The organism is Mycoplasma sp. Ms02, assembly GCF_019720735.1.
GTDB lineage: Bacteria > Bacillota_I > Bacilli_A > Mycoplasmatales > Metamycoplasmataceae > Mycoplasmopsis.
This window is the reverse complement of record NZ_CP081302.1, coordinates 887,891-910,299: the sequence shown is the minus strand read 5'-3', so window position 1 is coordinate 910,299 and position 22,409 is coordinate 887,891. Positions and strand designations below refer to the sequence as shown.

The 22,409-nt window shown below is 31.3% G+C and carries 14 protein-coding genes; 9 read left to right on the top strand and 5 right to left on the bottom strand.

The genetic code is table 4. The features are described from left to right. The first annotated feature begins 195 nt into the window (after positions 1 to 195). The 8 genes from K4L35_RS03435 (at position 196) to K4L35_RS03400 (ending at position 8,268) form a co-directional block, all read left to right on the top strand. Positions 196 to 1,431 (top strand): IS3 family transposase, encoded by a 1,236-nt coding sequence (locus K4L35_RS03435; RefSeq protein WP_221617329.1) that lies wholly within the window; start codon positions 196 to 198, stop codon positions 1,429 to 1,431. A gap of 62 nt (positions 1,432 to 1,493) precedes the next feature. Further along, on the top strand, positions 1,494 to 1,814 hold the full coding sequence (locus tag K4L35_RS03430; RefSeq protein WP_221617532.1) for a hypothetical protein: 321 nt from the start codon (positions 1,494 to 1,496) through the stop codon (positions 1,812 to 1,814). Between the two features lie 8 nt (positions 1,815 to 1,822). Further along, complete coding sequence (gene rmuC, locus K4L35_RS03425) at positions 1,823 to 3,325, top strand: DNA recombination protein RmuC (protein ID WP_221617531.1); 1,503 nt, start codon at positions 1,823 to 1,825, stop codon at positions 3,323 to 3,325. A 1-nt stretch (position 3,326) separates the two neighbouring features. After that, positions 3,327 to 3,803, top strand: a complete 477-nt coding sequence (locus tag K4L35_RS03420) for a YhcH/YjgK/YiaL family protein (protein WP_221617530.1) — start codon at positions 3,327 to 3,329, stop codon at positions 3,801 to 3,803. A gap of 138 nt (positions 3,804 to 3,941) precedes the next feature. Further along, positions 3,942 to 4,940: a nicotinate phosphoribosyltransferase gene (locus tag K4L35_RS03415; protein ID WP_221617529.1), complete on the top strand. Its 999-nt coding sequence runs from the start codon at positions 3,942 to 3,944 to the stop codon at positions 4,938 to 4,940. Positions 4,941 to 5,084: 144 nt separating this feature from the next. Then, positions 5,085 to 5,558 carry a Panacea domain-containing protein gene (locus K4L35_RS03410; RefSeq protein WP_221617528.1) on the top strand — a complete coding sequence of 158 codons (474 nt, stop codon included), beginning with the start codon at positions 5,085 to 5,087 and terminating at the stop codon, positions 5,556 to 5,558. Positions 5,559 to 5,709: 151 nt separating this feature from the next. Beyond that, positions 5,710 to 6,915 (top strand): restriction endonuclease subunit S, encoded by a 1,206-nt coding sequence (locus K4L35_RS03405; RefSeq protein WP_221617871.1) that lies wholly within the window; start codon positions 5,710 to 5,712, stop codon positions 6,913 to 6,915. A 108-nt stretch (positions 6,916 to 7,023) separates the two neighbouring features. Further along, positions 7,024 to 8,268 carry a restriction endonuclease subunit S gene (locus K4L35_RS03400; RefSeq protein ID WP_221617527.1) on the top strand — a complete coding sequence of 415 codons (1,245 nt, stop codon included), beginning with the start codon at positions 7,024 to 7,026 and terminating at the stop codon, positions 8,266 to 8,268. Between the two features lie 59 nt (positions 8,269 to 8,327). On the opposite strand, the gene K4L35_RS03395 is transcribed toward K4L35_RS03400, so the two are convergent. After that, entirely contained in the window at positions 8,328 to 9,413 is a 1,086-nt protein-coding gene (locus tag K4L35_RS03395) for a M42 family metallopeptidase (protein WP_221617526.1), read from the bottom strand. Positions 9,414 to 9,483: 70 nt separating this feature from the next. Between K4L35_RS03395 and K4L35_RS03390 the strand changes: the two genes are divergently transcribed. Next, positions 9,484 to 11,835, top strand: a complete 2,352-nt coding sequence (locus tag K4L35_RS03390; protein ID WP_221617525.1) for an MAG1360 family OppF-related protein — start codon at positions 9,484 to 9,486, stop codon at positions 11,833 to 11,835. 26 nt (positions 11,836 to 11,861) lie between these two features. Here K4L35_RS03390 and K4L35_RS03385 read toward each other — a convergent pair whose 3' ends face one another. The 4 genes from K4L35_RS03385 to K4L35_RS03370 form a co-directional block, all read right to left on the bottom strand. Next, positions 11,862 to 12,746: a PTS glucose transporter subunit IIA gene (locus K4L35_RS03385; RefSeq protein ID WP_221617524.1), complete on the bottom strand. Its 885-nt coding sequence runs from the start codon at positions 12,744 to 12,746 to the stop codon at positions 11,862 to 11,864. 107 nt (positions 12,747 to 12,853) lie between these two features. Then, positions 12,854 to 13,495: a hypothetical protein gene (locus K4L35_RS03380; protein WP_221617523.1), complete on the bottom strand. Its 642-nt coding sequence runs from the start codon at positions 13,493 to 13,495 to the stop codon at positions 12,854 to 12,856. Between the two features lie 65 nt (positions 13,496 to 13,560). Next, positions 13,561 to 13,839, bottom strand: coding sequence for a hypothetical protein (locus K4L35_RS03375; protein WP_221617522.1), 279 nt, complete (start codon positions 13,837 to 13,839; stop codon positions 13,561 to 13,563). A 10-nt stretch (positions 13,840 to 13,849) separates the two neighbouring features. Next, positions 13,850 to 22,399, bottom strand: a complete 8,550-nt coding sequence (locus K4L35_RS03370; protein WP_221617521.1) for a hypothetical protein — start codon at positions 22,397 to 22,399, stop codon at positions 13,850 to 13,852. Positions 22,400 to 22,409: the final 10 nt, after the last annotated feature.

Here is a 22,409-nt window from a genome sequence, read left to right as displayed (position 1 = left end):
TGTGTTACTATAGAAAATTACAATTTAAGACTCACTTGCCCTTAAGTTGCATCTAATTTAAATATTTATCTATATTAGTAATAAATTTTACCACTAAAAAGGAAAGTGTTTTAGCCTTTTCATATTTTTGTTCCGTAATTAAACTAGGACAAAAAAATCGGAAATTCCGATTTTTATTTTTCTAAAGGAGCAAGAATGAAAAACTTAAACAATGAAATGCTTATAAAACTCTTTAAAGTTTATGAAAAGTTTAATTTTGAGAAGTATGGAGACAAGATGTTTTTCTTATATATAAAAGAAAAGTTCTTTGTTGATTTTGGTAAACCAAGTTTGTATAAAAAATTTAAAATTTATTATATGAATTACAAAGAAAAAGGTACTTTGCCAGAAAAGAAAAAACCATCAATCGAAAGAAGAGGAAGAAAAAGAAAGGTTGACCTAAGCAGCCCAGAGTGAAAAGTAGATTACGATGTTTTTGATAAAGAAGACATGGTTTTTGTTATAGAAATGTTTAGAGAGATTTTTGATCGTAACGGAGTTGATTTTACAATTCAAGATGCCATAAAACTTTTAAACCAAAAGAAAGGCAAATCCAGGAAAAGATCACAACTAATTTTATGTTTCTTATTTAAAAAATCTACTTTTTATGACTTCGTAAAAAGGTCATACAAAATGACACTTAAAAAATCTCAAATTCAGAAAGAGATGGAAATAATTAAAAAAGCTATGGAAGATACTAAGTTCAGATTCGGTAGGGAAAGACTGTCTTTTTACATATTAAAAAAACATGGAATAGCACTTAATTACAGGACTATAGGAAGAAGAATGAAGAAACTTGGTTTGAAATGTGTTATCAGACAAAAATCAAAAAGAAAAGAATCTAAAAATACAAATGTTAAATTTCCAGACCTAATGAAAAGAGATTTTGATGGACTTAAACAAGAAACATTTTCAACCGATGTTACATATATTTCTGCACCTAAGGACGTTAAGGAAAATCATGTCTTTTTGTCAGCAGTTTTACACAATAAAACCAAAAAGATTGTCGGATGATCTCTAAGTAGGACTAATAATGTTGAACTGGTTCTTGATTCTTTAACTTCTATTAACTTTTCCAAAATACATGACTTCGTAATTCACTCAGATCATGGATCACAATATTCTAGTCAGGAATATTTAGAAACAATAAAAAACTTGAATGGCAAAATTTCAATGAGTAGAGTTGGAAACTCGTTGGATAACAGAGAAATTGAATACTTTTTCTCAATTCTAAAAACTGAACTTATTTACAACATTTCCACAAAAGATATGTCGTTTGTGGAACTAAAAAGTCAAATTAACAATTTTATTGAATGATATAACACCGAAAGATTTCAGAAAAAACTCAATTTTAAAACACCTCAGGAATCCTGAAGTGCTTTATATAGATAATTTAAATTCCGAAATAACTGTCCTAGTTTAAATACCTTATAATTGAAAAAAGGAGATTGCAGATGGCAAAAAAAGATGTAGAAATAAGTTATGCTCAACTACGTTTACATTTCACAAGAAGGGTTAATAAAGAGCTTGATAAACTAGAATCAAAAAAGTTTTTTAAGACTACAAATAAGGTCAAAACAAAAATTAAAAGGCTTAAAAAGTTAAAACAAGAACTTGAAGAGTTTAAAATAAAAGACAAAGATTTACATGTTAACTTAAACCTTTTTAAAAAAGAGTTCCAAAAAATTGATCCAATGACTGGTTTTATCATTTGTTTAACCCTTTTTATACTTTTAGGAGTTTCGATAATGTTCTTAGTTAGAACATTATCATAGGAGAAAAAATGGAATACATAATAATCATCTTATTATCAGTACTTATTGCGATATTAATTGGTTTAGTTTTATTTTTTGTTTTCAGAGATTTTAAAAATAAAAAAAACATTTCTGAGCCCGTTTTACAGGAAGAAAAGCTAGAAAAAGAAGCTAATGAATTCGATCTTAAACTGACTCAATCAATAATCGAATTAGAAAAAATCAAAGAAAGCTTGACAAATAAAATTGATGAGCAGCAAAAAATGCTTAAAGAATCAAACGAAAACACGATTAATAATTTAAAAGAATCACTTGAACAAAAGATTAAATCGCAGCAAGAAGTTTTAGATAAATCCACAAAAGATAGTATTTTCTTTTTAAAGGAAGCTATTGAAAGCAAAATAAATAACGTTGAAAACACAAATAAAAACATGAACGTTATTATCGAGAATTTAAAAAACAAGATTTCTGAAGATGTGCAAAAGACTAATTTAAGTCTTTCAAACAATATTAATATGTTGCAAAACAGTTTAAGTTCAAAAATTCAAAACGAAACAAGAGAAAATAACAAAACAACAGTTGAAAATTTAAAAAACTTGATTAATGAATCAATTAAAAACCCTATTGATTCAAGGTTTAATGATTTTCAAAATAGTGTGCAAAGTATTACTGAAAACATTTCTAAGGTTGATAAGATTTCTAACAACATTCAAGATTTAAGAAATGCTCTTATTGAAAATAACAAAAAAAGAGGTAATATCGGCGAATCAATCTTTAAATCAGTGATATCTGACATTTTTCCACCTGACTCATTTAAAGAACAATATCAAATTGACAAGAGTGAAAATTATAAGGTTGATTTTGCTATTCCTGTCTCAGACAGAACAGGTAATACTCACTATTTACCGATCGATTCAAAGTTTCCAATTAATAGTTTTTTAAAGTATAACGATGCTAAAAATGCAGAAGTAATCGACTCAAGAGAATTAGACTCAGCTCTTACTGAATTAAAAACAAACATTAGATCAATGGCAAAAGATATCAGTAAAAAATACATTAGAAAAGGTATAACAACCGACTTTGCTTTTATGTTTATTCCTAGCGAAGCAGTCTTTAACGAAATAATCGCAATTGATCAAGGTCAGTTTATTGAAAACGTTCGTAGGGAATCGAATGTTGGTGTTCTATCGCCAACAACAGCTAGATTTGTGATTTTGCACGTAAAGGCAATGATTAAGCATCTTGAAATACATAGACAAAGCAATGATATTGTTAATATTATTAATTCATACTTAAAAAGAGAAGATCAAGTTCTAAAAAAACTCATTTCTACTGAAGATAAATTCAATAAAGCTAACGAAGCATTCGAAGATCTAAAAAAATACTTATCAAGAGTATTCATACAAACAAGCAACAGTATTTGAAAAACAAAAAAACTTGGACATTTCATAGAGCAAAACTATGAAGAAAGACCAGAAGACTTTAAAGCTCTAGAGAAAAAAGTAGATATCGAGCAAGAAGGAGAAGAATAAAATGATTATTGATAGCTTAAAAAATAGTAAAAAATATGGAGCAATTGACAAAAGGCTTGCTAGAGCTTTTGAATGGCTTGAAAACAATGATTATCAAAACCTTGAATTAGGTAAGCACGTCATTGATGAAGATTTGTTTTTTGTTCATAGAACACTTGACGTTTTCGATCAAAACGATTTTACGTGTGAAGTGCATGAAAAATACGCCGACATCCATCTTTTTAAAGAAGAAGAGGTTTATGGATATGTTCCTGTTAGTTACACAGATTTAATGGAAAAATTAACAGATTATGATCAAACAATGGACGTAACTTTTTACCGTGCAAAATCTGCTTTAGGTAAAACAGCTATAGCACCAAATCATTTTATGCTTTTCTTACCAGGAGAAATTCACTGTCCAGGAATTGTGCCATTTGAAAAAGAATTTAAACCCAACCAAAAAGTTTCAAAATTTATAATGAAAGTTAAAATGGATTAGTTATAATTATTTTAATGAGCCGACATCGAGAAATCTATGTCAAATAACCCATCGCAAGATGGTTTTTTTATGCGATTGTATATTGAAACAGTTTCAATAATTTAATATAATTAAAAGAACACAATTTTAAAGGTAAATATGAATAAAAAAGACTACATCGCAAGCTACTTTGAAAAAACAAACACAATTCTCAAAAACGAAAAACCTGATAATGTTATCGTTTTACAATTTTTCCAAAGAAAAGACAATGCCATCCTTGCAGGAATGCAAGAAGTTTTAGAATTACTTGAAGAACAAACAGACACAAACAAGTATACAATTAGATACCTAGAAGATGGCACTAAAATTAATAACTTGGATATCGTTCTAGAACTTGAAGGTCACTACCAAGACTTTGGGATGTGAGAGGGTATGATCGACGGAATTCTTGCAAGAAGTACTTCGATAGCTTCTAACGCCCACGAATGCGTACAAGCAGCAAACGGAAAACCTGTAATTTTTATGGGTGATCGTGCAGATCACTACATTAACCAAGAAATTGATGGAAAAGCAGTTGCTTTAGGTGGAATTGAATTGGTTTCAACTAACGCTCAAAAACAAGATAAAAGTGCTAAACCCGTTTTTGGTTCTGTGCCACACATTCTTTTACAAGCTTTTAAAGGTGATGTTGTAGCAGCGATGAAAGCCTTTCACAAGAATTATCCAAATGACAAAATAATCGCTCTTGTGGATTACAATAACGACGTCATTACAGATTCATTAAAAGTATGAAACGCACTTGGTAATAAGGTATGAGGTGTCAGATTGGATACATCTAAAAACATGGTGGATCATATGTTTGATAACCAAGAACCACAATATGGTGTAAATATCGAACAAGTAAAAAGACTAAGACAAGCACTAGACCAAGCAGGAGCCAAAGACTATAAAATAGTGGTTTCTAGTGGATTTAACGCTAAAAAAATAAGTGAGTTTGAACAAGCACAAGCACCTGTAGATTACTATGGTGTAGGTCAAGGAATTTTCAAACTTAACAACTCATTTTCAGCAGATGCAACAATGCTAAATGGAGAGCCTGAAGCTAAAGAAGGTCGTGGGTACAGAGCAAACTCTAACCTGATTACATATCGTCCTTAACATCACTTTGTGATGTTTTTTTGTCAAAGTCATCATTTTTAATGTGCTTAAACAAAAAGTAAACTCTTTAACTGGATATTTTCTGAAAATTATAATATCTGTTTGTTTATTCTATAAAATGTGATTCTAATAAAGAAGGTATTTATGAAAAGTAATCAGTATTCGTATAAAGATGTGGCTATGTGGTTTTTAAATAAAGAACCAATGACTCAAAGAAAGTTACAAAAACTTTGTTTTTATGTTTACGCATGATCTTTAACTTTGTTGGACTATTCAATAATCAAAGATACAAAATTTCAAGCCTGAGAGCATGGACCAGTTTCGCCTGAACTTTATGAAGATTATAAGTTTTACGGGTGAAGAGATATTCCAAAAAACGAAAACATACACATTAAATTTGACGAAAAAGCCCAAGAATTAATAGAATCAGTTTGATTAACTTATGGTGATAAATCAGGAAATGAACTTTACGCACTTTCAACTGAAGAAACTCCTTGAGTGTTAGGAAACATGAAAAACAACAAGTGTTCATGCAACAAAAAAGACGGATCTTCCGATATATTAATAGACGAAGAGGATATTAAAAAATACTACAGAGAAATATATTCTGGTGTATAAAATTATAAAATTATATTTTTCAAAATAGTTAATTTAGGTTTTAAAGTATTAAAGTACTGTGTTAAAGGTTCAAACGTCACATATAGTGACGTTTTATTTTAGTATAATTTAAATAACTTATGGGTTAAACCTATAAAAACAGGGAAGGTATTTAGAATGAGAGAGAGAGAGAGAGAGAGAGAGAACTAATCAGCCACAATTAAGGTTTAAAGGGTTCGAAGGTGAGTGAAAACTGAAGAAATTAAGTGATATTTCCGTATATAAAAATGGCAAAAGTTACGAAAGGTTTCAGCAAGAAAAAGGAAAATTAAGAGTATTAAACTTAAACTCAGTAAGCACCGAAGGTGAACTTAAAGATTCTGGAAAGTTTTTAAATGGTGATTTTGAAACTCTTAAAGAAGGTGATATCGTGATCATTCTAAGCGATATCGCTAAAGGTAATTTAATAGGGATGACTGCTGTTGTAGATGAAAACCACAAATGAGTTTTAAATCAAAGAGTGGCTCTCATTAGATTAGTTAATAAGCTGGATTCAACTTTTGTAAGTTTTTATATAAACGTAAGACGTTATATTTTGAAGAGTATATCATGTGGAATGAATCAACTTAATTTATCAAAATCCAATGTGGAAAATATGACCATATATTTACCAGATTCAAAAGAAACTTTTTTTATTGGAGGTATTTTAAAAAATATAAATACACTAATAAATCGTTTCTATTTATCGCAACAAATTACAAATAATTTTAAACAAACTTTTTTATCAAAACTATTCATAAACAATGGCAAAACATTCCCAGATTTCAGATTTAAAGGTTTTACAGACAAATGAACTTGAAAATCATGATCTGAAATTGTAGAAAAGGTTTCAAATAATTCAAACGATAATACTTTACCTAAGCTTGAATATGAAGATATTGACAAAGGGAACGGAGTTTTAAATAAAGATATTTCAAATAAGTTTGACAACAGAAAGGGAACACTTTTTGAACCTGGTGATGTTTTGTTTGGATATCTTTCCCCTTCAACTCAAAATTGGTTCCAGCCAACTTTTAAAGGTATTGCTGTAGGAGATTTCTGAGTATTTAGAGGATCTAAAAGTAACGCAAACTTTATTTGAGCTATGATTCATTATCCCGTTTTCAAAAAGTCATACAAAATACAGGCAGGAACTAAAATGCCAAGAGCAAGTTGGCAACTTGTTTCTTCTCAAATTCATGCCATTCCATCACTTTCCGAACAGGTCAAAATCGGAAGATTATTTAAAAACATTGATAAACTTATAAACCTCCAAAGCAAAGAAATCAATATCCTTAAAGAACTTAAGAAAACAGCAATAAAAATGATGTTGCTTTAGATACATGACTTAATTACAGTATAAAACGTCACAATATGTGGCGTTTTATTTTAGTATAATTTAAATAACTTATGGGTTAAGCCTGTAAAAAGAGGGAAGGTGTTTAGAATGAGAGAGAGAGAGAGAGCTAATCAGCCACAATTAAGGTTCAAAGGATTCGAAGGTGAGTGGTTAGATAAAACTTTTGGGGATATTACAAAAAAAGTTAAAGAAAAAAATAAATTATTGAAAGTTGAAACAACCCTAACCAACAGTGCACAGTTTGGAATAGTAAAACAGACGGACTTTTTTGATAAGGACATTTCTAATATTGAAAATATTGGGAATTACTACATTGTAGAACCTGATACATTTGCATTAAATATGCTTATGTCTAATAACGCTCCTGCAGGATCAATAAGAAGAAATAAAACTGGTATAACTGGAATTATGTCTCCCCTTTACTATGTTTTCAAAATAAAAAATGAAGACGTTACTTTTACGGAAGTACTTTTTCATAGTAGCAAATGACACTATTACATTTTTAAAAACGGGAATTTAGGAGCAAGGCTTAACAGATATTCATTAAGCGATGAAGTTTTAAAACTTTTACCATTAAAAATGCCTTCTATAGAAGAGCAAAAAATTATAGGGTTTAAAATCTCCTTAATAGGTGAAGATATAAGAATAATAAATACATTTGACGAAACTTTATTTAGTTTGAAAAAAACTTTCTTGAGTCACCTCTTCATAGATAATAAAAAAGAAAAAGCGTTATTTAGATTTAAAGGTTTTAAAGATCAATACTTAACTAAAACACTCAATGAAATTACACACACTAAAATTGAAAAAAATAAAGAAAATCTTAATTTACCACAGTTATCCAGTTATGCTAATCAAGGTATCGTTCTAAAAGATATCAAAAGTAACTCTTCAAAAATAACAAAAGAAACTCACTCAAGTTATTATATTTTAGAAAGAAATGATTTTGTTCATAATCCAAATATATCAGTAAACAAGCCAGTTGGACATGTTTCTAAAAATGGCGTTTGTGATCGAGGTTTAATATCAAATATTTATCATGCATTCAGACCCACTGATGTGAATCCTGATTGATTGTCGTTTTATTTTGAAACAGACAAATGAGAAAACTATGTAAAAGTCTATTCTGAATCAGGAGTTAGACAAGCGAGAGCTGCAATAATAAAATCTGATATTTTTCAAAAAATGCAAATAAAATTACCATCAGATGAAGAACAAAAAATGGTAGCTGGTTTTCTTCTTGTCCTAGACAAGCTAATTAAATTGCAAAAAAGAAAACAAGAAATAATGAAAGATCTAAAGAAAACAGCGATGAAGATGATGTTGCTTTAAGAGTAGTAGAGATATATTCTAAGAATAAACAAAAAACACTGTAATACAGTGTTTTTTAATTATTTGTATTTCATTTCTTGTAGGTCTTCTTTTGTAAATGATTTTACAAATTCAGTCATTAGATCAATTGTGGCTTGGATATCTACAAGTGATGCAACACCAATTGGTGAGTGTAGGTAACGCTGAGGGATTGAAACAGTTATTGTTGCTGCACCACCTGGAGCAAATTGAAGCTCAGCAGCATCTGTACCACCACCTTCGGCGATATATTTGTAAGCTGGGATTTCTTTATCTCTAGCAATTTGCATCATTCTTTCGACAAGTTTTGGATCCATTAGTGTCCCGTTGTCTTTAACTAAAACAGCTGCACCTTTTCCAAGAACAGGTGTTCCTGGGATAGCTCCTGTTGAATCATGTGCTGCCCCTGTATCAACTGCAAAAGCAACATCAGGGTTGATTAGTGAAACTGATGTTTTAGCACCACGTGTTCCGACCTCTTCTTGTACTGTACCAACGATGTATAAATCAACAGGTAAATCTAAATCTTGAACGTTGTTTGCAATAAAGTCAATTGCTGTAACTCCTGCACGGTTATCCATTGATTTACCACCAATTAAATCGTTTGCAAGGTGAATTGTTTCTCCTGATAAATAAATTCTGTCACCGATTTCAATACCTGCATCAGCAACTTCTTTTGCACTTTTGAAACCTAAATCAACAAATAACTCATTGTTTGTCATTGCTTTTGTCATTTTTTCACGTTCTAAAATGTGAATGCTTGTATGACCAAAGACTCCATAAAATACTTTGTTTTCACGGTTTGTAACGACTTTGGCTTTTGTTCCGATGACAACAGAAGGTCATATTCCACCAACAACTGAAACTAATAAGTTTCCGTTATCTTTAACCATTCTTACTAAATAACCAACTTCGTCCATGTGTGCAGCAATCATTACTTTTGGAGCATTTTCAACTTTTGATGGTTTGTGTAAAATTAGCGAACCTAATTTATCTCTTGATACTTCAAATTTCGAAGTATCGATGTTTGATTTAAGAGCCTGAACTACAGGTTCTTCGTATCTTGAAATAGCTTCAATCTGCATGTACTGATCAAGTCTTGAAGCTAATTTTTTAAAATCTGACATATTACTACCTCCGTATTACAGATATACTTAATTTTATATAAATTGCTTTAAATTTTATAAAATTTAAAATATGAATAGCTCAAAAAACTTCACAATTGAAAACTTTTTCTTTAACAAGGATGAAAACGGTAAAAATCGCGTTATCAACATTCCTTGATTGACAATTTATAGTGATCATAAGACAGCTATTTTCATTGACAAAAATACTTCCAATTACTTAAGATACCATTTCTGATCTAGCCTTAACAGCAATCCTTATGCTGTTTATCGTTTTGAAAGAAACGATAGTATGGATTACTTTTTAGACTATGGAGCAGATTCATTAGCCAGAAATGTTGCTTATTTTGATATGAATGAAATTCATGGGGAAGATAGCGACATACCACTTTTTGATATATGACAAAAAGCTTGAAGTACTTCAAGAAACATGAATGAACGTGTTAGAAATATGCAAGAAGTTTTTAAACGTTATGAAATTCCACTTAAAAGTTCAATTTTAAGCAAATTTACACAATACAGTGATGCCATCATTGATGAAAACAATGACATCATCAGGGAAATGACGAACATTCTTAAAAGTATCGAAGAAAAATGATTTACGATGAATGATTCCGAGTATCTCGAAAGCCTTGAAACTATTCTCGAAAACTTAGAGTATTACAAGAATGCTTTTGCTGAACACCACTTTCGTTTTTATAACGAAGTTTTTGAAATCTATGACAAATATAAAGAGTTTTATCGTCGTGGTTCTGAAGAAGATCCAATCTACAAAATCAAAGAAGCTGAGCTAAAACTAAAGAATCTTAAAAGAATTAATAACACATCACTTAAAAAGGTCGAGGCAGAATTTAAAATCAAAGACTTAAATGTAGAAATCAATTTTTATAAAGATTTCTTAAAGCAAAGAAAAACTAAATCGAACAACATTGTTAATTTTGTTGCCTACAAAATGAAGAACGAAATCAAAGTGTTAAAGCAAAAAATGGCAATCGTTGACTCTAACTCTAAAGAGTATTTATATTTAAATAAAAGGTTGGTGGTTAAAAAACGTTCTTTAAGTTTATGAAAAACTTATTCCAGAAAAGTTAAGTATTTAAAATCCAACGATCTGGACAATATTCACGAAAACATGAAAAACGAAGAAAAACTTTTCATTGAGAACAACCTAGCTTTTATCAACAATCCTTACAAAGGTTCCAACTGATTTTCACTTTTTTGAAAAGCAAAAAAAGATTTCTTTTTTGATTTTGACAATTATTTCTTACAATCACAAACTACCAAAAACGAAATCAAAAAAGAGATTAAAGAAAGAAAAAAGAAAATTAAAGTTCTAAATCGTGTTTCGTATAAAAAGATCGAAAACACAATGCTTGAGTTGAACCAAAAAACAAGTTATTCATTCATGAAGCAAATTCAAGCAGAAGAAAAGTGAAATTTAAAATCTTCAGATCGTTTATTTAAAACAACACTGAAAAATATCGGACCAAAAGTAAAGAGATTTATCACAAACAAACAAAAGTCTGAAAAAGAAATTCCGGCTTTATTTAAAAGGTTAAATCGTAATCTAAATCAAAAAGCATCAAAAAATGCTGGTTTACAGGATATTGTTAAAAAGTTAAGAGCCGAAATGAATTTGATTGATGACCTTAAGAAGTTCGCACTGACAGATCATTTTTTAGTTTCTCTTTGTGATTTCATTACAAGTAGAAAAATGATGTCTGAATCATTTTGGAATAATCTCGTAATTACAAGAAGAATTTTAAACTTAATGAACTACGCTTCAGTTAATTTCAAAAACTATTTATCTTCATATGATGAAATTGCATCAATCAATAGAATTAAATTGAAATTGGTTGCTCTTATGATGAAAAGACCTAGTTTGATTTTGCTGCAAGATACGGATGCAAATATCACAAAAGAACAAAAACATGAGTTCATGCGTGTACTTTCAATCATAACCAAAGATAACGAAATTCAATATGCAATAGTCACTGATTCACTTAACACGGTTTTAAATTATTCAACTTTTACATATGTATTTAGTGGTGATAATTTAATTGAAGCAGCTGAAACAGCAATTTTGTCGCGTTATGCAAAAACTAAATATGCAAACACAGCTTTTATAAGTAATGAAGAAAAGTATAAATACAGTGCAAAAATTTCATATATGTGGATTTATGGTGGATTTTATCGGCTAAAAAAAGATTTGAATCATTTTGTTTATTCAGTAAGTGAGGATTTACTAAAAAGTAGTTCTAAAAACAAAAATGAGATTCTTTCAAAATTTATTCACACTGAAGAGCATATTATAAATTCTGAAAACGTTAATACGTTTTTAGATCCTGTAATCGTACATGCACAAACCGAAATGTTTGATAACAAAGATCTAAATACCATTTCTAAATCAGACATGATTGATTAAAAAAACAGACAATAGTCTGTTTTTTTCTATGACAAGTGGGCTAGTTTTTCGCCAGCTTTTGCTTCGTTTGCAACTTCAGATAAGTTTTGAAGTGCTGAATCACTTGTAACAACTAAAGCTACGTTTGGGTTTAATTTTGCTGCTTCAACTTCTTTAACGTTTACTTTCACTAGTGCTTGTCCAGCTTCAACTACATCGTTTAAGTTTACGAAAGATTCGAATGGTAGTCCACCTAGTTTAACTGTGTTGATACCTAGGTTTACAAGAACTTCAGCACCGTTAGCAGCTTTGATTCCGTAAGCATGCTTCGAAGGGAAAGCGACAATAACTCTTCCTGAGATTGGAGAGTGCACTGTTACTTCTTTTTGTCCTTTGACATCAATAACAAGTTGTTTTCCTAACATTTCGTTAGCAAAAACTTCATCACCTAATTCTTTTGAATCTACTAATTTACCTGATACAGGAGAAACTAGATCTAGCGATTTTGCGTGAGCAACTTCTTCTTTAGCTTCTACTTTTGCTTCAGTTTTTGCTGCTGATTGTGATTGATCACCAGCTTCAGCTTTTAATGCTGTTGCTGATTTTCTAAATGTTGTGTTAATTTCTTCTGCTTGTGCTCCGAAAACTACTTCAACAAATCTAGCTGATAGTACGTTAACTTCTTTAGCTCCTAAAGCCTTTAATTCTTCAACATTTACTAATGAAGAATCTTTAACATCATATCTTAACTTTGTTACTGAACAGTTAAATCCTAAAATATTATTTACTCCACCAAAGGCTTGTGCTAGTTTTATGCACATTTCTGTTGGTTGTGCAACTTCTTTTTTAACCTCTACTTGTTTTTCTTGCTGAGCTTCGTTTTTTGAAGCACAACCACAAGCTGAGTTTGCTTTTTTCTTAAAAAATCACATAGTAATTATCCTCTATTAAAATTCGTGTTTAATTTCTTTAAATTATATTAAAAAAAGCAAAATTGCTTTTATTTTTATTCGACAAAGTTTTTGCTTTTTTGATGATTTTATTGAGTTTTGGAATAAATATTTTCGCGTTCAAGAAATTCTTGAAGTGTTTTGATTTCTTGATCACTTCAATGTGTAAATGTTTGATTTTGAATAAAATCATAAAAATCAATTTGGGCAACGATATCAAAATCATCGACACGGTTAATCTCTGCTCTTGTTTGTGTCAAAACAATCTTTTGCATCTGTGGAACAGTAATACTTTTCTTGACAAGCTTTTCAATTTGATCGCAAGCATCCATGTCTAAAATTTCACTGTTGCTTACTCTTAAAAGATTGTTAATCATTTCCATTTCTTTTGACTCTGTTTTTACAACATTAGAGATCATAAAAACGGTGTTCTTACGAATTAAGAGTAATGGTAAAAACGTGAGATTGTTTTTAGCATACTTATTTTCAAGCATTATGTTTCTTAAAACAATATTTTCCGAATCCTTTTCAAGAATATTCATAAACTTGATCAAATCTTCAGAAACGTAGTGAGCATTTACTGTTTTTAGGTCTTTCTTACGTTTGTTTAAGATCTTAAATTTATAGTAGATAAATACAAAAAGCACTATAAATAAGAGTAATCCGATTAAAATCAGTAAAAGTTGGATGTTGCTAAGATCATTCATTGGTTGATTTAGATTTCTTGTCATTATTCCTCTTTTTCTTATTTAATTTTATTAAAAAACATCAAGTTGCCTTGATGTTTTAAAAGTTTTTAGTTAAATCAGCTCGCAAAAAGACCAACTTGTCTTTGTGCGTATGTATAAATCAATCCATCAGTTTCGGTATTCTGATAATTATAGAAGTCGACAATTGCAATAATTCCAAAAATAAATAAAGCTAGGAATAGTACTAAAAGAATAGAAACAATGACATAGAAGACAACGCTTCCTTTTTTAGTTTTTTCTTCTTCTTTTTTATTTTCTTGTTCTTTTACTTGATTTTGATCTTCTTTTTTAATTTCAAGATCTTGTAAATTAAGGTTTTTGCTCATGTTTTCCTTTCTAATCTCTTCTTAATTTAATGTAGAATGATTCAATTGATGTTGAGTATAAAACATTACGTGCTGATTTTTTAGTTAATCTATCAAACTCGCCATTCATGTATTCTCTAGTTCTGACTGGGTTAAGAATTACATCCTTAACTGTTTGGGCGTTAGTTCTGTTTGGTGTGACGATTGTAGATTGACCACCTGATACAGGTCAAACTGGTTTAGCAGTATTGTCAAAGCTTGATGATCCAATAGCTAACTCAGTTTTGTATTGACTATTATATCCAATTACTTTACCTTGTAAGGCAGAAAGGGCTCAAATGTAATCGTTAAGTTGTTTTGAAGATAATGTTCATTTGTTTCCTAGAGCTAAAATAGAATCAAAAGCTTCGTTGTATTTAGTAATACCTGCGTTATTTAAGTTTCTTTTAGCTTCTTCTATTTTTGTTCCGTTTTCTAGACCTGGTTTATTTCTTACTACTGTTGAGTTTTCGACTCATGTTGAGAAAATGTAAAGATCTTTTGTATTCGGATCATAGTCAAATGAGAATTTGTAGGCATTTAAAGAAACGAAAGCTGAACGATCTTCATATTTTGTTAACCCTGGTTGTTCTGCGTTATATGAACCAAATTCTCTTAAGAAACGAGAGTCATAGATTGCAGGAGTAAATTCTACACGTTCATTTCCGTTAATTGGAGCACCAACTAAAAGACCTGGTGTAAAGGTAAAGATTGCAATCTCTCTTTGATCTGTATAGTTCGATAAACGAATTAATTGGTTGTCATTATCAAGAAGAGCTGAAACGTTGTACGTAATACCTAAAGAATCTCCTGATTTAATCTTAAAGTTATAGTTAGGGTTTTTAGGGTCACTTGTTTTGAAACCAACAGAAACACGTCTACCTGGGTCTGTTACGATATCCACGTTACTATCTGGAGTTGTTGGGTAGTTATCACCAAATACCATTTTTACATAGGTGTTGTAAGCTTTTGTTTCAATTTGATCTGCTGTTTTTCCATCAGCAATTCAACCTGCTTCTTCAATGTTAAATAATTTAACTTTAGCACTACGTCCAACAGTACTGTCGTTTGTATAGAAAATTGTTGAAAGCCCTGGTTTTAATTCCATTCTGTCAATTGTTTTGAATGATACTTCAACTTCTTTTTCAATCTTATACTCTGTTAGCACAGAGTTTGAAGATCTAAATGTAAATTCAAGCTTCATTCTTAAAGTTTTTCTATCAACGTCATCAACCGTTTGTGCTATTTCGTTAAATCAGCTATTTGTATCGTTTTTCTTGATTTTTACACGGAAATTTGATTGTGAGAAGATAGATGCTTTTTGAGATGAATCAGTAATATCTTTTTTAGTAAATGCGAATTGTTTGAACATTGCTAAGAAAGCGTCTGATTCTGTAATATCAACTGTATCTGTCGCACCTGGGAATATTGATTCGAAATTACGTTTGAATGCTTCTCTTGTGATATCTTCGTTAGCTAAAACCACTTTGTATTTAGCATCAAATGGCGCAATTGCGTCAGTTTTATTTGCTGGCAATGTGTTATTTATATTTGTTGCTTCATCAAGTTGTTTGAATAACTGGTTAATAACTTCATCTTGGAAAATTCAATCTTTATGTTCTGTTGATTTTGTCAATAGAGCAGCAAGATCGGTAACGATTGTCGATGAAGTTGCAATATCTGCAACTTTATATTGTGTAAAGTTTGTTGTTTTCTGTGTTTCAAGATCTGCTGGCACTAAATTAAGGGCTGCAACAAAAGCTTGATCTTGTTCATCGTATAAACGTTTAACTTCATTTGTGTATTCGCTGGTATCTGCGTATGCAATACCATCATATAGATCACCAAATACTGCAACTAAAGGATTGTTTTGTTGAATTTTTGTAACTTCGTTTTTCATTTTTGTTACAAATGTCGCAAATAAATCGTTTAAGTTTTGCAGTTTAGTTGCAAACTGAGCCATAACACTTGCTGATGTTGTGTCGATTGCTGCTTGGTATGAAGTTGCAAGCGTTTCAATCTGGTTTTTAAGTGAAATGTATTCTTCTTTTAATGAGTCTAAACCGTTGTATGAAAAGGCTGTTTCTTCTTTTCCAGTTAAGTTATTATCAGCAAGTGGGTTAAAGGTGTTCATAAGAACTTGGTAAAGACCAAGTGGAGCGTCAGCTTGTGCAGCTGGGTTCATTTTGGCTTTGAACTGATCTTTAATTCCACTTGTAAATGCTGCCATTTTACCTTCAGCACCTGAGTTTGCAATTTCAAGTAGCTTATCTAGTTTTGTTTGATAATCATCAACGTTTGTGTAATTTGCCTGTTTTACAGCCTTAATTTCGTTATCAAGACCTACTAGCTCAGCTCTTTTTTCCAGAGTAACATTAGCTCCATATCTTGCTTCTAAGTTATCGACTGCGAACTCTATTAGCAGTTGCATTACTTGCTCTTCAGTTTCTTCAATTTTGTTAAGAACTAAAGTGTAAAGTCTAATAACTTGCTCTAGAGCTTTTTCTTTAACATTTCTAAGTTCTCTGTTTACAGCTCCAAAGCTCAAAGTATCTTTTTGAGCAACTTTGGCTTCTAGATCTGTTATTGCTACTTGTTCATAATCATCTAAGTAGATTGAGTTAGTTGTAAGAGCACGTAATTGAGCAGTTCTAGATTGTTCGTCAACAAATGTTTTTAGTTCTTTGTCAAAAGCAAGTTGTTGGTCTAGTTGATTTCTCTTTTCAGTAATTAATTCATTGTTCAATGCTTCTAGCTCTGCTTTAACTTGTTTTTTAGCTACTTCGTCATTTGGATTTTGAAGTAGTTTTGCATTGGCTTCTTCCAGTTTAGCTTTTAACTGTGTAAATTTAGTTTTTACAACTGCATTATCGATATTTTCGTCTTCAAGAGCGATGTATGAGTTGGCGATTGCAATTTGTTGTTTTAATTCTTTTGAATTCTTTAGAACGTAAAGAATTAGTTTATTTTTGACTGATTCTTGTGCAACTTCCTCTTCATCACGGAAGTATTTCTCATAAAGTTCTTGAGCTGATAAAGTCTTGGCGTCAAATTCAGATCAGAACTCATAAATAAGACCTTCGATTTGTCCTGTTTCATTTGTGTATTTAGAGTTAGAATTAATTAATTCTGCACTTTGCGCTTGAGCTGGTGCTACTTTAGGACCTGAAAGTAGTGTATCTGCATCGTAAACAGCTTTAAACTGTGAGTATTTATAAAGCAGATCTAGACGGAATTTTGCTTGATTGATTTCTTCGATTTTTGAGCTTAGTTCTGTTTCAGAAGGAGATTCTTGACTGATTAAAGCATTAGCAGAATCAATCAGTGCTTGAACACCGTCTTTCTCTTCTCTAATTTTTTGACCATCTTCCCCTTGAGGTGCAATAACTCTGACATTTAGAGATTCATATTCTTTGTTTACTTTAGCAAGCTCTTTGATTTTGTCAATAACAGCTAAATAACTTTGAACGTTATCTCTAATATCTTTTAGTTCACCTGATTGCTCATCTTGTGAAAGTTCAATTGCTTTGTTGTTTAATTCGGCTAATTGTTTCAGTCTGCTTGAAACAGCTACTTTTGCTGCTAATTGTGTCGATTCAAATGTGGTATTTTCAGCTGCTTCAATTAGATCGTTTGTTGCATTACGATAGTCATTAATTCTTTCGTATTCAGCTTGCTCAAGTCTTGCACGATCAGCAACTGGTGATGATCCTTGTGATGTTGAAGCTCTTAGTCCTGAATTTGATTGAGCTGCAGCTAAAGGAGGTAGAACTGTGTCTCACATGTTTGCAATCATTCTGTCAATATCGGTGTCGTTTCCGATGTATGTTTGCCTTCTTAATTGTGAAACTGTTGCGTGAATTTGTTCTTGAACTTCAACGATTGCAACTGCTTCAGCAAAGTCTGAATCGATTTTTGTTAAACGATCAAGATCTTCTTGTGAAGTAATTGAGAAAGCCGAAGCAAGATCAAAGCTACGCAAGTAAGCTTCCATTTCTCTTTTCTTGATAACACCTGGCTTATCATTTAATCTAAAGAAATCGATTGCTCTAACTTTAGCAAGTTGTTCTTTAATTCTTGTGTTTAAGGCGTCAACTTTTGCAAGACCTTCGCTTAGAAGTCTGATTTCTTCCTGCATTCTAATGATATCTTCGATGTTATTTGGGTTTGAGTAAGCTTCTTGGGCTTGACGAATTTTTAGTTCTAGTTCAGCCTTAATTGCTTTTACTGAAGCTGCTTCAGGATTTTGCACATTATTAATTGCGTCTGTACCAGTTTTAATCTTTTTGGCTAGGTTTACGAATTCATCAGCATTGTTTTGTACTAGAGCAACTTGTTTTTCAATTTGAGCTAGTACTTCTTTATCTGTTGAACCCTCTGTTTTCTCAAGTAGTTTATCAAGAATTGTGTTTACTTTTTGTGTTGCATCAGGTAAAACAGAGTCTCCTGCTGCGTCAAGTTTGTCGCTTAATGTTTTTCTTAATCCGTTTTCTGGGTTTTCAACACTTTGCTTAATTCTTTCTTTAATTCTTGCAATTTCAGAAACTTCAATGAATTTATCTCTTAGATTTGACTCATGACCTTTTACCTCTCCTTCGTCAGCAATGTTTGCATAATTATTGTCTGCTACTGGTTTATAGGTATTTAAAGCTTCTTTAAGCTCATCAATTGATTTTTTGTTTAGAGCTTCATCTTGTGATAAATAAACAATTTCATCAGCAACTTGTTTTTGAAGAGCAATCATTGATGCTTGTTCAACTGCTGTTTTGTATAGTGCTTCAACTTGTTCAGGGGTTAATTCTGGATTTTGAAGTTGAGATAGAATATCAGCAATATAGTTTTGAGCTGCTGATTTGATAGAGTTATGATCAGCTGAATCTCCGAACTCTGGAGAATTAATTAAGGCTTTGATTTGGTTTAATTTATCTAAAACTTTATCTTTATTTAAAGCTGCTTTCAGTTTTGTTTCGTAATCAAGAATGTCTTGTGTTCCAACTTCTGGTCTTTGACCTTCTTGTTTATCATTTTCATACTGTGCTTTTAATGTTTCGTAAAAGTTTGGGCGATCTGCATCATCTGCAGCATATTTAGCTTGGATTGTTGCGTTTTGATCGTCTAAATCAGAAGTAATTCCATCAATTTTTGAAACAGCATTTTCAAAGTCTCTGTTTTCTTGATCTTTTTGTGCTCTTAGTTCAATAATTTTGTTATCAAGTTCAGCTTTCTTGGCAAGAATTTCTTCTGGCGTTAAAGAATCATCATAAAGAACATTGATCATTTGTTCTTTCAGTGCATCAATTTCTTTCTTTGTATCTGCGTGATTTTTTCAGTTATCTTCTTCACCTAGGATGTCATCTAAGTTTTTAATTGATTGAGCAAACTTTTTCTTTGCTTCAATTGCTGGCAGCGCTTTGTTAATTGCGTCGATTTTAGCTTGCACTTCTTCTGGAGCATCAGTTTTAGAAATGTTATTATTTGACATTAAAGTATCAATGTAATCGCCAACTAGTTCATATCCTGGTTCTTGCGTTACCTCGTCATATTGAGCTTGTAAATCAGCTAGCTTTTGAGCTAACTCATTTTCTTTTTCTAACTGATCAGCAAGTTGAGATAACCTCTCAAGATCACTACCTAAAACTTCGCCTCTAGCATTAGATGTTAAATCATTAATATCGTTGTTGTTTCTTGTGGCTGGAGTATTATTTGAATCTGTTTTTGTAGCTTCGATTTGATCAATAAGACTGTTAATTTTATCTTTTTGGTAGCCTACTTTAATTTTCTCTTCTGCATTTTCAAGTGCTGAGGCTGTGCTTTGCACTTCTGCAACGTTTGGTAATTCACCGTTATTTAAAGCTGCTAGGTATTCATTAGCTTTAGCGTTTAAGGCGTTTTCTTCTTCAACTGCTGTTTGTGTGTTTCCTGCTGCAAAAGGTCCGTTTGCAAGTTGGTTTTTAGCCTGTTCTGCAGCACTATTTGCATTTTCCAAGTTGTTTAGTGGTTCAACAAGGTCAGAAAGACTTTGAATTCTTTCTTTAATCTGATCAACTTCTTGAGTTGATAAATTACCTGCTGCGATTTGTTGTTCAAGAGCATCAATTTGTTTTTGTAGACCTTGTGCTGCTGGTGATGAAAGGTTTGCAAATGTTGCATTCTTTTTGTCTGTTAATTCTTTAAGTAAATCTTTAAGTCTTAATCTATTTTTTTCATCATCAAGAGCTTGTTGAGCTTCTTGAAGATCTCTTTTGGCTTTTGCCACTTCTGCTGAAGTTGCATTTGGATTATTAAATAACTCTGCAACTTTTGCTTTTTTAGCTTCAAGATCATCAATTAATGGTTGAAGTTCTGATGCATTTTTATCAGCTTTTGCGTCTTCTAATGAATCTTGAGCTTTTTTGTCAGCTTCAGATAACTCTTTGAAGTCTTGAGCTGTTTGTGTCATATTATTTAATTTAGAAGCAACATCTAAAAGTTGTTCTGTTAATTCAGGGTTTGCTTCACCACTGTCGATTCTTTGTCTTAAGTCTGCTAATTTAGCATTTAAATCTTTGTAGGCGTCAATTCTATTTTGTTCGTTTTGACTAAATTCATAATCACGTGAACCATCTGAGAAAGCCGCTTCAAGAAAATCGTTTGTATAAACAGATTTAGCAGCTGTTTTTGTTTGTTCGAATGATGCTTCAGAGTTGGCAATTGCTTGTCCTACTCTTTCAAGAGCTTTAAGAAGTTCAACAGTTGGAACTGGATTATCAGGTTCTGTTAAAACTCTTAGATCTTTGTTAATTTCTTGATTTAGGCTAATAACTTTTTCGTTAGCTGCTTTTGATTGTAAAGATAATTTGCTTGATCATGTTCTTAGGGCATCTAGAAGATTATCTAAGTGTCTTTTTGCAATTGTACGCATTTGCTCATTTAGACCTTTTTTGATTAGGTCTAAACCTTGAGCAAGAGCTGGGTTTGCAACATCACTTGCAAAAGAAGCAATGTCAGCTTTTAGTTTTGCAACTAAAGCTTTAACGTCGCTGCTATAGAAAGGTGATCTTTCAACAAAAGCAATTTGTCCGTTAATAATTTGGGCTTCTGACATTAAGTCCATTTTATTTTCTAAATCTGCAATTTTAGTTTCAAGTAGAGCCGAAACATTTTCTAGTTTAGTTGAGTAGTTATTATCTGGATTTGAAGATATTGCTGAAATAGCTGAACGAACTTCATCAATTTCAGATTGAGCATAAACGCCTGCACTTAAGGCACTTTGTGCTTTTTGGTTATATTCTTCAAGAAGATTATTCACACTTTTTAGATCATAGTAATCTTTTGAAACTTGTGATTTCTTAGATACTAATTCTGCTTTATTCGAACTTTCTTTAGCTTGAGTTATTTTGTTTAATAACTCTGCTTTTAAAGTGTCTAAAACAGGTGAAAAATCATTAGTTTTTGTTTCAAGATCCACAAGAATTTCACGAAGTTCAGATTCTGACTTTTGTGAGTTTGTGGCTGATTCATAAACAGCTTGTGCAGAATTTAAAACTCTTTCGAAATCAGCAGATGATTCTGCTTCTTGCAATTGCTTTTCTTGAGCTGAAAGAACACTTTGAATTTCATCTTTTTTAGCTTGATCTAAAACACTTGAATTAAGTAATTCGTTTAGTGAAGTGTTTAATTTTGATAACTCATCTAAATTAGATTGTGATTTTTTCAGTGTATCACTCGACTTTACGTAAGCTTTTTGTGTTAATTCGGCTGAAATTTGAACTTCGTTTCAACGAATGTTTGCGTCAATTACTTTGTCTACTAAGTTTTCTAGATTTTCTAGAATTGGTGCACTCAACTTTGTATATTGATCTTTATTTGCTTGATAGAAAGCTACAGCATCATTTTGTTCATTGATGTAGTTTTGAATTTTTGCGTTTTGTTTTGCAACATATTCAGTTACTTTTTCTCTTAAATTCACAAGAAATTCTTTAATTTCTTCTTGCGATTTTGCGGCTACATTAGCAAGGAAATCGTCTGCTCAGATCCCTTTGTCATTTCTAAGTTGGTTTCTTAAGTCGATTTCTCTAACTCTATCAATTTGGTTATTGATAATGTTTGAGTAGAATGCTTTCTTTTGTTCTTCGTTTTTTAGTGAAACTTTATCTAGGTTATCGATTAATGTTGCAAGATAAAAATCTTGTGCTTCATTAATTTTAGCTAGTTTTGATACTAAAGTTGGAACTTCAACAACTGGTTCTTCATCGTTTAAAACTTCAACATCATTGTTTTCTGATTCATTTTTAAAGTTATTTCTTGATCAGAATTCTTTTGCTTCATCAAACTTATCTTGAATTTCTCTCTTGGTTTGTTCATCTAGTAATAAGTTATATTCGTTAACTTTGAAAATAACTTCTGATTCAGCAAAGATTCTTTCAACTGTGTTTTGATTCTTAATATGCTGATCATCTCTTGAAAAACCAACTAAGAAACCTAGTCCTACCGAAACAGGTAAAACAACAGCTGTAGTACCTAAAGCTGATTTTAGTAATTTATTCTTACTTTCTTTTTTCATGTTTCTCCTT